14 protein-coding genes are annotated in these 14,187 nt (G+C 63.0%); 1 reads left to right on the top strand and 13 read right to left on the bottom strand.

Annotated elements, in window-relative coordinates:
• Window positions 1-22: 22 nt before the first annotated feature.
• From ACSQ2A_RS09150 to ccoN, 13 genes are all read right to left on the bottom strand, one after another.
• Window positions 23-1,363 (bottom strand): UDP-glucose dehydrogenase family protein, encoded by a 1,341-nt coding sequence (locus ACSQ2A_RS09150; protein ID WP_295415448.1) that lies wholly within the window; start codon window positions 1,361-1,363, stop codon window positions 23-25.
• A 141-nt stretch (window positions 1,364-1,504) separates the two neighbouring features.
• Window positions 1,505-3,700 (bottom strand): putative bifunctional diguanylate cyclase/phosphodiesterase, encoded by a 2,196-nt coding sequence (locus ACSQ2A_RS09155; RefSeq protein WP_436071949.1) that lies wholly within the window; start codon window positions 3,698-3,700, stop codon window positions 1,505-1,507.
• Between the two features lie 260 nt (window positions 3,701-3,960).
• Entirely contained in the window at window positions 3,961-4,392 is a 432-nt protein-coding gene (locus ACSQ2A_RS09160; protein WP_436072277.1) for a pseudoazurin, read from the bottom strand.
• A 134-nt stretch (window positions 4,393-4,526) separates the two neighbouring features.
• Window positions 4,527-5,195: an NnrU family protein gene (locus ACSQ2A_RS09165; protein ID WP_436071950.1), complete on the bottom strand. Its 669-nt coding sequence runs from the start codon at window positions 5,193-5,195 to the stop codon at window positions 4,527-4,529.
• Entirely contained in the window at window positions 5,192-5,638 is a 447-nt protein-coding gene (locus tag ACSQ2A_RS09170; protein ID WP_436071951.1) for a hemerythrin domain-containing protein, read from the bottom strand. Before ACSQ2A_RS09170 ends, ACSQ2A_RS09165 begins: the two co-directional genes overlap by 4 nt.
• Window positions 5,639-5,706: 68 nt before the next feature.
• Complete coding sequence (gene ccoS, locus ACSQ2A_RS09175; RefSeq protein ID WP_295415445.1) at window positions 5,707-5,871, bottom strand: cbb3-type cytochrome oxidase assembly protein CcoS; 165 nt, start codon at window positions 5,869-5,871, stop codon at window positions 5,707-5,709.
• Complete coding sequence (locus ACSQ2A_RS09180) at window positions 5,868-8,081, bottom strand: heavy metal translocating P-type ATPase (protein ID WP_436071952.1); 2,214 nt, start codon at window positions 8,079-8,081, stop codon at window positions 5,868-5,870. Before ACSQ2A_RS09180 ends, ccoS begins: the two co-directional genes overlap by 4 nt.
• Window positions 8,082-9,185: 1,104 nt before the next feature.
• On the bottom strand, window positions 9,186-9,980 hold the full coding sequence (locus ACSQ2A_RS09185) for a DUF2189 domain-containing protein (RefSeq protein ID WP_436071953.1): 795 nt from the start codon (window positions 9,978-9,980) through the stop codon (window positions 9,186-9,188).
• A gap of 16 nt (window positions 9,981-9,996) precedes the next feature.
• Window positions 9,997-10,212, bottom strand: a complete 216-nt coding sequence (locus ACSQ2A_RS09190) for a hypothetical protein (RefSeq protein ID WP_436071954.1) — start codon at window positions 10,210-10,212, stop codon at window positions 9,997-9,999.
• Window positions 10,209-11,081 (bottom strand): cytochrome-c oxidase, cbb3-type subunit III, encoded by an 873-nt coding sequence (gene ccoP / locus ACSQ2A_RS09195; protein WP_436071955.1) that lies wholly within the window; start codon window positions 11,079-11,081, stop codon window positions 10,209-10,211. Before ccoP ends, ACSQ2A_RS09190 begins: the two co-directional genes overlap by 4 nt.
• Window positions 11,072-11,245 carry a cbb3-type cytochrome c oxidase subunit 3 gene (locus tag ACSQ2A_RS09200; RefSeq protein WP_436071956.1) on the bottom strand — a complete coding sequence of 58 codons (174 nt, stop codon included), beginning with the start codon at window positions 11,243-11,245 and terminating at the stop codon, window positions 11,072-11,074. The genes ccoP and ACSQ2A_RS09200 overlap by 10 nt, the downstream gene beginning before the upstream one ends.
• Window positions 11,245-11,976 (bottom strand): cytochrome-c oxidase, cbb3-type subunit II, encoded by a 732-nt coding sequence (gene ccoO, locus ACSQ2A_RS09205; protein ID WP_436071957.1) that lies wholly within the window; start codon window positions 11,974-11,976, stop codon window positions 11,245-11,247. Before ccoO ends, ACSQ2A_RS09200 begins: the two co-directional genes overlap by 1 nt.
• A 4-nt stretch (window positions 11,977-11,980) precedes the next feature.
• Entirely contained in the window at window positions 11,981-13,627 is a 1,647-nt protein-coding gene (ccoN, locus tag ACSQ2A_RS09210; RefSeq protein ID WP_436071958.1) for a cytochrome-c oxidase, cbb3-type subunit I, read from the bottom strand.
• A gap of 257 nt (window positions 13,628-13,884) precedes the next feature.
• Here ccoN and ACSQ2A_RS09215 point away from each other — a divergent pair, with 257 nt between their 5' ends.
• Window positions 13,885-14,130: a DUF2249 domain-containing protein gene (locus tag ACSQ2A_RS09215; RefSeq protein ID WP_436071959.1), complete on the top strand. Its 246-nt coding sequence runs from the start codon at window positions 13,885-13,887 to the stop codon at window positions 14,128-14,130.
• Window positions 14,131-14,187: the final 57 nt, after the last annotated feature.

Genomic DNA, 14,187 nt, shown 5'->3' on the forward strand with positions numbered 1-14,187 from the left:
ATGAAATGCGGTTATGCTTGGTCTATTCCGCCGCTTGTGCCGTCGTGTCTGCTGCGCCCTGCGGTCGGCCGATGCTGACATAGTTTAGACCCGCCGTCTCCACTTCCTTGCGGCGATAGACATTGCGCAGGTCGATGAAGACCTTGCCCGCCATGGCGTCTCCGATCCGCTTCAGGTCGAGCGAACGGAAGGCGTTCCATTCGGTGATCAGCACCAGCGCGTCGGCTTTTGAAGCCGCGTCATAGACGTCCGAGGCGTAGTCCACATCCTTGAGGAACGTCTTTGCGGCTTCCATGCCCTCCGGGTCATAGGCGCGGATTTTCGCGCCGGCATCCTGCAATGACTGGATGATGGCGATCGAGGGGGCGTCGCGCATGTCGTCGGTGTTGGGCTTGAAGGTCAGGCCCAGGATGCCGATGGTCTTGCCGCGCACACTGCCGCCCATAGCGGCGATCACCTTGCGACCCATGGCGCGCTTGCGGCGGTCGTTGACATCGATGGTGGTTTCGACGAGCCGCAGGGGCGTGTCAAAATCCTGGCCGGTCTTAACCAGGGCCAGTGTGTCCTTGGGAAAGCACGAGCCGCCATAGCCGGGGCCGGCGTTGAGGAATTTGCCGCCAATGCGGTTGTCCATGCCGATGCCGCGGGCGACGTCCTGCACATTGGCGCCGGTGCGTTCGCAGAGGTCAGCGATCTCGTTGATGAAGGTGATCTTCATGGCGAGAAATGCATTGCCGGCATATTTGATCAATTCGGCCGTGCGACGACCGGTGAACATGAGCGGCGCCTGATTAAGGTAGAGCGGTCGATATACATCCGTCATCACCTGTCGGGCACGCTCGTCTTCGAGGCCGACGACGATGCGATCTGGACGTTTGAAATCCTCGATAGCCGAGCCCTCACGCAAAAACTCTGGATTGGTCACGACGACCACATCGGCCGCGGGATTGGTTTCGCGGATGATGCGTTCGACCTCGTCCCCGGTGCCGACCGGGGCTGTGGATTTGGTGACGACGACCGTAAAGCCCTTGATCGCGCGCGCGATGTCGGCGGCTGCGGCGTAGACGTAGGACAGGTCGGCATGTCCATCGCCGCGACGTGAAGGCGTGCCGACGGCGATGAACACCACGTCGGAGTTGGCGACGGCAGGCGCGAGGTTCGTCGTAAAGGTCAATCTGCCGGCTTTGACATTGTCGGCGACAAGCACTTCGAGACCGGGTTCGAAGATCGGAATCTTGCCTGCATTGAGGGCGGCGATCTTCTGCTCGTTGAGGTCAACGCAAGTGACGTCATGGCCGAAATCGGCGAAACAGGCGCCGCTGACAAGGCCAACATAGCCGCTGCCTATCATGGTGATGCGCATAGCAATGCTCCCCGACCCCTGCTGCGTCTATACGTAATGCATAGGCGAAGGAACTCAATCCGGCTCGCCGGCCGCATGATGTGCTTGGGAGAAGCGCTTATGCGTTGTGCGTGACCTTTGCGTGAAGCCCTGTCACGGGCCTCAACCGAACTTCTGGTCCGTGCCGTCCCGCGAATCCCGGGAGAGGGCGTCTCGCATATCGTCGGGTACAAGCGGGCGGGCAAAGAGATAGCCCTGCAGGTAGGTGCAGCCCATGGAGGTTAACTTGCGGCGTTGGCCCCGGTTCTCGACGCCCTCTGCGGTGACGGACATGCCGAGCGCGCGCGCCGTTTCGACGATCAGGCGAACGATGTGGCCCACGACTGGGTCGGCGTCGACGAGTTGGGAATAGGACTTGTCGATCTTGAGCTTGTCGACGGCATAGCTGCGCAGATAGCTGATCGACGCATAGCCCGTGCCGAAATCGTCAAGCGCGACGCTGACACCGGCTTGCCGCAGCGTGCCGAGAGTTTCCTGGGTCTGGGAGGAGTTCTGCAGCAGGACGCCTTCGGTGATTTCCACTTCCAGGCGATCCGGCGTCAGGCCCGTTTCGGCCAGAATTGCCAGGATGCGTTCGGCAAGCCGGGCATTTTGAAACTGGATCGGTGAGACATTCACCGCGATCCGGGGCAGATCAGAGGATACGGCGAAGCGACAGGCCTCGCGCAGAACCCATTCGCCGAGAGTATCGATGATGTCGCATTCTTCGGCGAGAGCGATGAAATGGTCAGGGGAGAGCAGGCCGCGAGTGGGGTGCATCCAGCGGATGAGCGCTTCGGCGCCCGCTATCCTGCCATTCTGGCTCGCATAGATGGGCTGGTAAACAAGGTGCAGACCGTCGCCGGTCAGGAGCGCATTGCGCAGTTCGACTTCGAGCGTCCGCCGCTCGCGCTTTTCGCGGTCCATTTCCGGGTTATAGAGCGCGAAACCGTCGCGCCCGGCAAGTTTTGCTGCATAAAGAGCAACGTCAGCGCGCCGCAAGATTTCCTCCGGCGTCACCTCGTTTCCTTTTTCGAGAGCGGCACCGAGGCTCAGCGTCACATCGACCCGATCGCTGCCGACGGTCAGGGGCGTCCTGATGGATTGAATGAGCCGCTGGCAAATCCATCGTGCCTGGCCTTCGCTCAGAATGCCGGGATGGATGATGGCAAATTCGTCGCCGCCGAGGCGGGCGACGGTGGCTTCTTCCGGCATTTCGATCATCAGGCGCTTGGCGACTTCGCGCAGCAACTGGTCGCCTGCAGCGTGCCCCCATGAATCATTGATTTCCTTGAAGCGGTCGATGTCCACCGAGATCAGCAGCACCTTGGTTTCGGCTAGGAACTCGTAGTCCTTCGCCTCCTTGAGGCGCGTTTCAAAGAGCGCCCGGTTGGCCAACCCGGTCAGGGGATCGTGCAAGGCGAAGTAGGTGGCGTGGGCGCGGCTTGCTTCCATCGTGAGGGATGTTCGGCGGAGCCACACCAGTAGCGCAGCCATGGCCAGGCCTACCATCAGCAACAGGACGGCAAGCGCAGGCGCAGCCTCGCCCAGCAATGCTTGCGCCGGCTTGGACGGTGTCCAGGCCAGATAGGTCAGGATATCGCCTTCCCGGTTGAGTATCGGGAGCCAGACGGCGGAGTTGGGATGGGCGACGCGACGTATATTGGCGATGCCAAATTGCTTGCCAATGTCCTGCAGCATCGTCTGGTCGATCAGCTTGATCGAGATGAGCAGGTGGTCATCGGTGGGGTTGCTGGTACTGCCGTCGCCAAGCGAATCCATGGGACGAATGCTGACGAAACCTTGTCCGCTATCGGCGAAGCCTACCGTTCGCAGCGCCAGGATACCCGCGGCATCAGCGGAGCGCAGGCTGGGGTCATCGAAGGCTGCCCTGGCGATCCGCAGGCGTAGGCGATCGATGATCGGTTGCAGGACGAAGGAGTCGGCCAGGGTGAATATCTTGCCGGCGTAGCGGCCATCGACAGAGGCACGCAGCACCTTGCCATCGGGCGCAAGAATATAGGCGCGGTCGTGTCCAAGTGCGGTCGTCAGGCGACGGTCGAGCTCGTCCGTTTCTATGGCAACTTCGTCAGGGGTGACCGTGGTGGCGGCCTGGTCGGCTGCGAGGCGGGCCCTTGCTTCGAACAGTGCGGCCTCAATGGTCTGTCTCTGCTCGCCAAGGGCGCGATCATCGATGCGTCCCATGGCCCAGGAGACCGAGAAGATGGCCACGGCAGCGAGGCAGATCGCCAGAACCACAGCGGCCCAGACGATTTGTGCAGAAACGGAATGGCCCTCTTTGGAAGGCGAAAGCGTCATGGTGCTGCCTCTGATTCATTCAGATATGCACCACCGAGGTGACGAATTGGTTTATCCAACCTCGTCATTCTGGGTTGATGTCAGAGGTGTTTGTTAATGGGGAGATATTTTGCCCCTGCCACAAAACGGCGATGAGTAATTTTTGCGGCTGTGGTCAACAAGGTTGCGACTGAATGCAATAGAAAAACCCCGCCAGTGGCGGGGTTTTTACTAATTTGAGCATTGGTCGCGCCGAACTTGGCGCGAAATTTGTCAGACAACTACTTGCCAATGCCTTCGAGTGCTGCGGTGAAGCGTTCGGCGGCCTTGGTGGGGAGTTTGACGCCTTTTGCGGCGTCGAGGTTGGTTGGTGCACCGACGACAACGGCGGCGACCATGCCCATGCCCAGATGGGGGGCACATTTGATGCCGTAAACGCCTTCCACGGTGAAGGTCACCACCACTTCCTTGCCCAGGGCCCCCTTGAACGCTTCGGCGCCTTCGGGCAGGACGTCCTTGATGGTTTCGGCATTATGGCCCTTGTCGGTGGGGACAAAGGTCACGGTGTCACCGACGGCGACCTGGGTGAGGGCGGGCTCGAAAACCATGGTGCCGGCTTCGCCCTTGTTCAGCATGTGCACTTCGAAATTGGCGGCGAAGGCGGGCGTTGCGACGAATGCGAGAAGAGCCACGGCCGCTGCGATCTTGGGCATGTTCATTTTGGTCTCCTGAACCTGGGAGCGATCTCTTCGTTCCCGTTGATGCCCTTTTCGCCACTATTGCCGGTTGCTTCCTTGATCCTGGTCAAAGAGGTGCGAATATGTTTGTCGTCGTGATCTCGCTTTGCCTAAGTGCTTGTCATTGCTAGTGGATCAGTGCCGAATAGTGCTGCGTGACCGCCGAGTAGCAGCCATGCACTGAGGGCAACGGTCAGAGCCAGGGCGAGGATCATCGCCGGATCGATGCCGAAACGCGCTCGGCCTTGCGCGATGGCGGCAAAGGGGATGATCGAGGTCGAAGCGTTGAGCGGATTGGACCAGTTCCGGCGCTCCGCCATGACCATGCCGAAGAGAGCAAAAAGCGCAAAACACCCGAACAGCATGAGGCTGCGCAGGTCGCCATTGGCCACGATGTGTCCCGCGGCCCAGAGCAGGAAGCCCCAGAGGACGGGATGGCGGGTGATCGAGACCACCGCGCCGGGTTTCATGTCGCCGCGCCGGAACGTCACCGAAACCGGGTTGGCGCTGAATAATCCCGAGATTAGCAGGAAAAAAGCCACCGGGGATAAAGTCAGAGGAAACCAGGCCTGCCAGGCACTTGGCGGCCAGAGTTCGACATAGTCGAGTTGGAAAGCGGCGTGAAAAACCCAGGCAAGCGCGGCGAGGGAAGCAAGGGAGTAGAGCACCAGATAGGGGCGCCGGCCCAGGACGCGGATAAAGCGCTGGCGAATGGCAGGGATGGCCGGAATTGAGTGAAGAGCCAGAAAAACCGCAAGCGAAACAATGAACTGGGTCAATTGAGCGTTCCGCGCGGTGGCGTGAGATCGGTGAAAATGGCGAGAAGATCCTGCTCGGCTCGGACGTGGCGCCTGAGGCTTTCGAAGAAGGAGCGCAGCAGGTATCCGGTGGCGTCTGCCGATTGGAGCGGGTGCCGCGCGGCGAGGGCGAGGAGAGCTTCGCGGACTTCGATCACGGCGTCGTCGTCATAGTCGTGTTCTTCGCGGAGCCGCCGGGCCAGGTGGCGCAGTTCGGGGCGGGGGGAGGATGCGAGAAAGGGGAGCAGGACGGCTTCTTCTTCGCGGTGGGTGAGAGCCAAAAGATCAACGATTTCAGTGGCTAGTTCAGTGCACTGCGTTGCCGAGACATTGTTGGGCAGGCCATCGGCTACCGCTTCGAGGGCGTCGCAAATGCTGAGCAGGTCGGTGTAGCAGCGGTTCAAGGCGTGGATCGGCAAGCTCATGACTTTGCCCCTCGGGAAAATGTTGGCCGCACTCTAACCGATTGGGATTGCGTCGCTTTTGAGCAGGATCAAAGCGGGCGATCGGAGCGCGGGCGGTCTTCGTCATAGAGGATGCGCTCGGAGGCGCCGTCGAGGTCTTCGTATTGGCCGTCGCGCAGGGTCCAGAGGAAGATGACGAGGCCGGCGAAACCCAAAATGATAGAAATTGGAATGAGATAGAAGAAGTCACTCATGGCCGGGCGCCTTTGGTAAAGGGGTGCCAGCCGAGGCGGAGGGCGTTGAGGACGACGACGACGGACGAGGCCGACATGGCGACCGCGGCAAGGAAGGGATTGACAAGGCCGGCAATGGCGATGGGCAGGGCAATGGCGTTGTAAAGCAGCGCCAGAACGAGGTTTTGCTTCACCAGTTTGCGGGCTTCGCGGGCGACCGAGATGGCCTGGGGGACGGCCATCAAGTCATTGCGCAGAAAGACGAAATCGGCGGCATTGCGGCCGACGTCGACAGCGCTGGCGGGGGCCATGGAGACGTGGGCGCGGGCCATGGCGGGCGTGTCGTTGAGCCCGTCGCCGACCATCAGGACGTGGTGGTTTTCGGTTTCGAGTTCGGTGATGCGATTGAGTTTTTGATCGGGCAGCAGGCCGCCGCGGCCGGAAATGCCGAGTTTTGCGGCGAGTCTTGCGACGATCTCTGGTCGGTCACCGGAGAGCACTTCGAGGTGGTTATTGGTTAGCAGACTGTTAGCACTGAGCGCCGCATTGGGGCGTAAATCGTCCTCAAAGGCGAAGGCGGCGAGGATTTTGCCGTTCACAGAGAAAATCGTACCGGAACTTTCGGTTTCCGGACCCGACCAGCCGGGGCGACCGAGGCGGTAGGTTTGGCCGTTGAGATGGGCTTCAATGCCGAGGCCGGCATGTTCGACCGGGTTGAGCCAAATGGGTGGACTGTCGTTGGCGAAGGCGCGGGCAATGGCGATGGAATAGGGGTGGCGCGAGCGGGCGGCGAGACTGGCGGCGAGGGCGATGTCGGCGCTGCTGCCTGAAAGGGCGGTGGGGGTGGCGAGGCCGGTGGTGAGCGTGCCGGTCTTGTCGAAGACCACGGTGTCGACGTCGGCGAGACGTTCGAGGGCGGAGCCGTCTTTCACCATGACGCCGGCCTCGAAGAGGCGGCGGGCGGCGACGACCTGTACCATCGGCACGGCGAGGCCGAGGGCGCAGGGGCAGGTGATGATGAGAACGGCGATGGCGACGGTGGTGGCGTTGTGGAGATCGCCGTTGAAGAGCATCCAGCCGATGAAGGCCAGGGCGGCGGCAAGGTGGACGACGGGCGAATACCAGGCGGCGGCGCGATCGGCGATGCGGCGATAGCGGTTGCGGGTGGATTCGGCGTCGTCGAGCAATTGCACGAGGCGATGGAGGGTGGAGCCCTGTTCGTCGGCGGTGGTCCTGAGGGCCAGGGGGCCGGAAAGATTGAGGGCGCCGGCGGGGACGGTTTGGCCGGGGCCGACGGGTTCGGCAAGGCTTTCGCCGGTGAGGAGGCTCCGGTCGAGACTGCTTTCGCCGGTCAGAATATGACCATCGAGGGGGATGCGTTCGCCTGATGCGACGGAGATGGTGCTGCCGGGGGCGATATCGGCGAGGGGCAGATAGGCGGGGCCGGTGGGGCCATCGAGCACCAGGGCGCCGGCGGGGGCGAGGCGGGCAAGGCTTTTTACGGCGGTGCGGGCGCGCTCGCGCATGGCGTGGTCGAGGGTGCGGCCGATGAGGAGGAAGAAAATCAGGGAGGCGACGGCGTCATAATAGACGCGGTCGCCGGAATAGATGGTGTCGTAGAGACTGAGGGCGAAGGCGAGGGCGATGCCCACGGTGATCGGCACGTCCATATTGGTGCGGCCGGAGCGCAGGGCGATCCAGGCGGACTGGTAGAAGGTGCGGCCGGAATAAAGGAGCGCGGGCAGGGTGAGGCCGGCGCAAATCCAATGCAGGAGATCGCGCGTTGCCGCATCGGCGCCGGACCAGACCGAGCCCGAGAACATCATGATGTTCATCGAGCAGAAGGCGGCGACGGCAAGGGCGCGGATCAGGGCGGAAAGGCCGGCATCCTTGCCGGCTTCTTCGAGCGAGAAGAGGTTGGGCTCGTAGCCGAGGTCCACCATGCGGCGAACCATGGGCGGGGTGGTTGTTCCATCGTCGCGCCAGCGGACGGTGACGCGCTTGCTCGAAAGATTGACGCGGGAGGAGACGACCTCCGGCATGGCATCGAGCGCGGTTTCGATGGTGCGGATGCAGGCGCCGCAATGAATAGCGGGCACGGAAAATTCGGACTGGCGGAGATTGTCACCCAAGGGGCGGCTGGCGAGGCGCACTTCGTTGGCTGATGGACCGCGATTGGGGCCGCCGGCAAGGGCTTCGGCGAAAGCGGGGGTTGGGGCGCAGCAGGTCATGGGAGGACGCTTTCTGCGGGAGCGTTTTGGCGCGCGAGGGGCATCGGCCGTTGGGGGGCGGGGGGAGGGGAGAGTGTGGGGATGGCGGTGGCAGGCGCAGGGGGACGGGTGGGAGCGGAGATGGGCGTATTTACTTTGAGCTTTGCCAATCCCTTCGCGGGAATGGCACCGTGTGTTTTGAGGGGCCCCAAAGGTCTGAGGTCAATAGCGCCAGCGGAGGTGGACGCAGGGGCGGAGACGGGGGTGGGCGCGTTTACCTTGAGCTTCGCTATTCCCACCGCGTCATTCCCGCGAAAGCGGGAATCTCTCTGCGCGGAAACGGAGAATCCCGCTTTCGCGGGAATGGCACTGTGTGTTTTGAGGGGCCTAAAAAGCCTGAGGTCAATAGCGCCTGCGGGGGTGGATGCAGGGGCGGAGATGGGGGTGGGGGTGGGGGCGGACGTGTGTGCTTTGCGCTTTCCTGTTCCCGCCGCGTCATTCCCGCGAAGGCGGGATTCCCTTTGCGCGGAAACGGGGATTCCCGCCTTCGCGGGAATGACGCGGCGGGGTTTGGAGGGCTCCAAAGGCCTGAAGGAAATGGTGCCCGTGGAGGGGGGAGTGTTCACTTCAGCCACATTGTGGCTCTCCGTACCCCCACCCTCATTCCCTCCCCACAAGGGGGAGGGAGGCGCTTGCCTTGGCTTTTCGGCTCCTTCGTCTCCCTCCCCCTTGTAGGGAGGGATTAAGGGTGGGGGTGCCAGACGTCCGAAATGAACAGTCCTCGCCAAGGGGGAGGATGGGAGGGGGGCTGACACAGTGGTGAAGACGACGGTGCGGGCCGGCGTTGCAAAACTGCCCTTGGGCTTGACCCGAAGGCCAGCCTCCCAGCACGCGGAAGTCCCCAACACTCGCGCGTTGGCCCTCGGGGCAAGCCCAAGGGCAGTTTTGTAGGTGTTTGTTCCCGGTCTCATGCCGGCTTGGAAACGGAGGTCCCCGCTGGCGCGAGGATGACACCGTGGATGGCGGAGGCCCCAGCCGAGCTGCTCCACCTGCGCGGCCAGGGATTCCCGCTTTCGCGGGAATGACGTGGTGCGCGGGGAGAGGGTTGGGTGCCCGGCCATGGGACTATTCCCCCCTGACGGCCATGTAGGCGTGCCAGGTGGCGTGGCCGAGGAGGGGGAAGATGACGATGAGCGCGAGAAAACCCGTGGCAAGGCTCAGGAGCACGAGACCGACGACGAGGGTGGCCCAGATCAGGGTGGCGGGCATGTTGTTGGTGACGAAGGAGAGCGACAGGGCCATCGCGGTGAACGCATCGCGGTGGCGGTCGAGCACCAGCGGAATGGAGAAGGCACCGATGGCGAAGGCGAAGGCGGCAAAAAGGCCCCCGACCGCCGTGCCTACGAGGAGCAGCGACAGGCCGGGAGCAGTGGTGAGCAGCATTTGCGGGATCTGGTCAAAGCCTGGGAAAGGGCGCCAGCCGAAGAAGAGCGCATAGAGCAGCACGGCGGCGCGAACCCAGACCAGCATGAGCGTCATCAGCACGGCGCCGACGAAGAAAAGATGCATGCCGCCGCGCGGGAAGAGCATGGCGCGGAGGGAGATTTTCTTGCCGGCCGAGAGGCTGCGGCTCTTGACATAGAGGCCGGTGGCCAGGAGCGGGCCGACGACAAGGAAGCCGGCAAGGGCGGGGAAAAGGATCTGGGCCCAGCCATAGAGGAACATGGCGTAGATGATGGCGTAGGAAACCAGAGTCACGCCGAGGCCGATGGCAAGGCTCGGGAGCGGATTGGTCCAGAGATCGCGCCAGCCGGCGGCGAGCCAGGCGAAGGGGGCGCTGGCGGAGAGGTGGCGGTTATGGTCGACGGCGCGGGGGATGGCCGGTTCGTGCGGGGGAAGGATGTCGACGGTGTGGGTCATGGCTCTTCCGATCTGGTCAGCAGCCCGATTTGGCGGCGCGAAAATGGTCTGGTGTGCCGTCGGGCGCCTTGAGGTGGGCGACGCAGGCGGGTTGGGAGGTGAAGGCGACGTAGACGAGGTGGGCGTTGGCGAGGAGCAGCACGGCCACGATGGCAAGGCCGGTGATCCAGCCCAGCGGCAGGCGCCGCCGGGTCGGGGTTTGGCTCACCGTGTCGGGGCCGGACGTGCTCATGGCGTCGCCGTCCTCAGGTCGAGGACATAGAGGGCCAGCATGCGGATCTGGGCCGTCGACAGGCGGCCCTCCCAGGCGGGCATGGTGCCCTGGCGGCCGTTATAGATCGACTGGCGGATGGTCGAGCGGTCGCCGGCATAGGTCCAGAAGGCGTCGGTAAGGTTTGGCGCGCCCGACTCGACCATGCCTGCAGCGTCTTCGCCGTGGCAGCCGGCGCAGTTGTTGAGGAAGAGGTCATTGGCGGCCAGGCGCTGGTCTTCGGGCAGAGCCGGCCCAGCGCTGATCGATACGAGGTAATCGGCCAGCTGCGAAATTTCTTCGCCGGCCAGCATCTGGTCCTTGCCGAAGGCGAGCATCTGCGCAAAGCGCGTTTCGGGGTGGTTGGCATTGATGCCGACGCGGATGGTTTCGGCGACGGTGTCGGGGTCTGAGCCCCACATCATCGGGGCCTCGGCGATATTGGGATAGCCCACATTGCCAGTGGCCGAGGGGCCGTGGCAGGCGGCGCAATTGTCGACGAAGAGCGCGGGGCCGGCCGAGCGCACGACATTCATGATGGCTTCGTCGGCCTGGAGGGCGGCAAAATCCTCGGTGGCGAGGCGATCAGCCCAGACGGCGCGTTCGGCATTGGCTTCGGCCAGGGTCTGCTGCACGGCCTGGTGCTGGTCGGCACCGAGCAGGCCGCGGAAATAGCCGTTGATGCCCGGCCAGGAGGGCATGAGCACGGTCCAGACCAGGCCGAACAGGGCCATGGTGATGAGGAAGGCCCAGAGCAGTTTTGGAACCGGGGTGTTGAGTTCCTTGATGCCGTTCCATTCGTGGCCGGTGGTCAGCTGGCCCGAAAATTCGTCGCGTTCCTTCAGCGCCATGGCCGATCCTCCTCTTCGAGCACGGGCATTTTTGCCGCTTCATCAAAGCCCTTCTTGTTGGAGGGCCAATAGGTCCAGAGAAGGCAGATGGCGCTGAGGCCGAGGAGGTAGAAGAGACCGAAGGATTTGGCGAAGCCGACAACAGCTTCATGATCGAAAGGCATTATTCCACCTCTGCGGTTTCAGACGTGTGGGCGACGTCGGTGAGGGTGCCGAGCATTTGCAGGTAAGCGACGAGCGCATCCATGTCGGTGAGGGGACCGGTGCGGCCATCGAAGGTGCGGATATTGGTGGCCTCGCCGTAGCGTTCGGCGACGCCTGATGCTTCGGGGCTATCGGGATTGGCCTGGCCGTAGGCGTCCTGGGCGGCGAACTGAATCTGTTCGTCGGTATAGGGCACCCCGACCGCCCGCATGGCGCGGAGGTGATCGCCGAGGTCTTCGGTTTTCAATTGGTCGCGCAGCAACCAGCGATAGGCGGGCATGACGGATTCGGGGACCACGTCGCGCGGATTGTTCATGTGGGTGACGTGCCAGGCGTCGGAGTATTTATTGCCGAGGCGGGCAAGGTCGGGACCGGTACGCTTGGAGCCCCAGAGCTGGGGATGGTCGTAGCTCGACTCGACGGCCAGCGAATAGGGACCGTAGCGATCGACTTCGTCGCGCAGGGTCCGGATCATCTGGCTGTGGCAGGCATAGCACCCTTCGCGCAGGTAGATATTGCGGCCAGCAACTTCGAGCGGGGTGTAGACGCGCATGTCCTCGGCCTTCTCCACCGTCTCGTCGATGGTGAAGAGGGGGGCGATCTCGATGAGGCCGCCGATGGAGGCGACGATGACGATGAAGGCAACGAGGCCGATGGCGCTGCGTTCGAGACGATAGTGGAAACCAAACATCGGATTACTCTCCAGCCTGCATGACGGGTTCGGCGGGCAAGTCACCCTTTGCTTCGGGCGCCGTGCCGACGGCCGGCATGCGGATGGTCATGATGACGTTGAAAAGGGCGGTAAGGGCGCCGAGGAGGAACAGGAGGCCGCCGAAGGCGCGGGCGATGTAATAGGGATGCATGGCCACGAGGCTGTCGATGAACGAGTAGCTCAGCGTTCCCGTCTCGTCATAGGTGCGCCACATCAGGCCCTGGATGACGCCCGAATTCCACATCGCGAAGACGTAGATGACGGTGCCCGAGAGGGCGAGCCAGAAGTGCACTTCCACCAGTTTCTGCGAGTAGATGCGCTCGCGCTTGAACATGGATGGGACCAGCGAATAGAGCGAGCCGAAGGTGATCATGGCGACCCAGCCGAGTGCGCCGGCATGAACGTGGCCCACGGTCCAGTCGGTATAGTGGCTGAGGGAGTTCACCGCGCGGATGGCCATGAAGGAGCCTTCAAATGTGGTGATGCCGTAAAAGATCGCGGCAAGGGCCATGAAGCGCAGGACGGCGTCGTCGCGCACCTTGTGCCAGGCGCCGTTGAGGGTGAGGAGGGCATTGCCGGCCGAGGCCCAGCTTGGCACCAGGAGCACGACCGAGAAGGCCATGCCGAGGGTTTGCACCCAATGGGGGAGGGCGGTGTAGTGCAGGTGGTGCGAGCCCGCCCACATATACATGAAGGTGATGCCCCAGAAGGAGATGATCGACATCCGATAGGAGAAGATCGGGCGGCCGGCGCGCTTGGGGAGGTAATAGTACATCATGCCCAGGAAGCCCGCGGTGAGGAAGAAGGCCACGGCATTGTGGCCGTACCACCATTGGGTCATGGCATCCTGGACGCCGGCAAAGAGCGAATAGGATTTGGCCGAACCGAAGGAGACGGGGACGGCGAGGTTGTTGACGATGTGCAGGATCGCCACGACCAGGATGAAGGCCATATAGTACCAGTTGGCCACGTAGATATGCGGCTCTTTCCGGCGGGCGAGGGTGCGCATGTAGATGAAGAAGTAGACGACCCAGACGACGACCAGCCAGATATCGGCATACCATTCGGGCTCGGCATATTCCTTGGACTGGGTGAGGCCCATGAGGTAGCCGCTGGCGGCGATGATGCAGAAGAGATTGTAGCCGATCAGCACGAACCAGGGGCTCAAGGCATCGGGCAGGCGGGCGCGGGTGGTGCGCTGCAGGACGTGCAGCGAGGTGGCGATGAGGGCATTGCCGCCAAAGCCGAAGATGACGCCCGAGGTGTGGATGGGCCTGAGGCGCCCCCAGCTCAGCCAGGAGACGTCAAAGGTCATTTCGGGCCAGGCGAGGAGGGCGGCGACCCAGAAGCCGGCGCCCATGCCGACGACACCCCAGATCAGCGTCAGGATGAGGCCCGCGCGGGTGGGGGCGTCATAATATTCGGAGAGGCGTTCGGGGGAGGGCTCGGGCAGGTCGAGCTGGCGGATGGCGCCGAAGGTCAAGGCCAAGGAGATGCCGAAGACGATCCAGCCGTGAATGCCGAGGAGGTCGTGGCGACCGGCGATGGCCATGGCGAGGCCGAGCACCACCATGGTTCCCAGAATGACGAGTGCGCCTGTGCGCTCGCCGCGAGTGAAGTCTGCCAGCATTGATTGAAACCCCCAACCGGTTTGCCGCGCGGAAAGCCGCACTCCTGTGCCTAGCGGATGGGCGCGGGGCTTCTTTGATCTGGGTCAAACAAGGGGCGGGAAATCTGCGTAAACCCACCGAGTTTGCGCGGGCGACAAACCCACGGAGTTTGCGCGGCGACAAAGTGCGTGTGGCAGGAGGGGGACTAGGGTCGGACCATGCCGGGGCTCGCCGTCGTCCCGGGACACTGATTTTGTCTGGCGGCGCGGAGAGGCAAATGGGCGAAGAAACCCTTCCCTTCATCGATGTGCGCGAGATCACCCCGCGCGAGCGGCATCCCAGGATCTTTTCCATGGCCAATGGCCTGGCCGTGGGCGACAGCTTCGTGATCATCAACGATCACGATCCGCGCCCGCTGCACTATCAATTGCAGGCCGAATATCCCGGCCAGTTCTCCTGGACCTATCTCGAAACCGGTCCGGAAGTCTGGCGCGTGCAGCTGGGCCGCGCCGAGGCGGCCTGAGGGTCGAATGAGCCGGTCGGTCGAGCGGCCGGCTTCGTTCTCCAGGGAGCGATCAAG

The sequence above is a fragment of the Devosia sp. LjRoot3 genome (assembly GCF_964252865.1).
Lineage (GTDB): Bacteria > Pseudomonadota > Alphaproteobacteria > Rhizobiales > Devosiaceae > Devosia.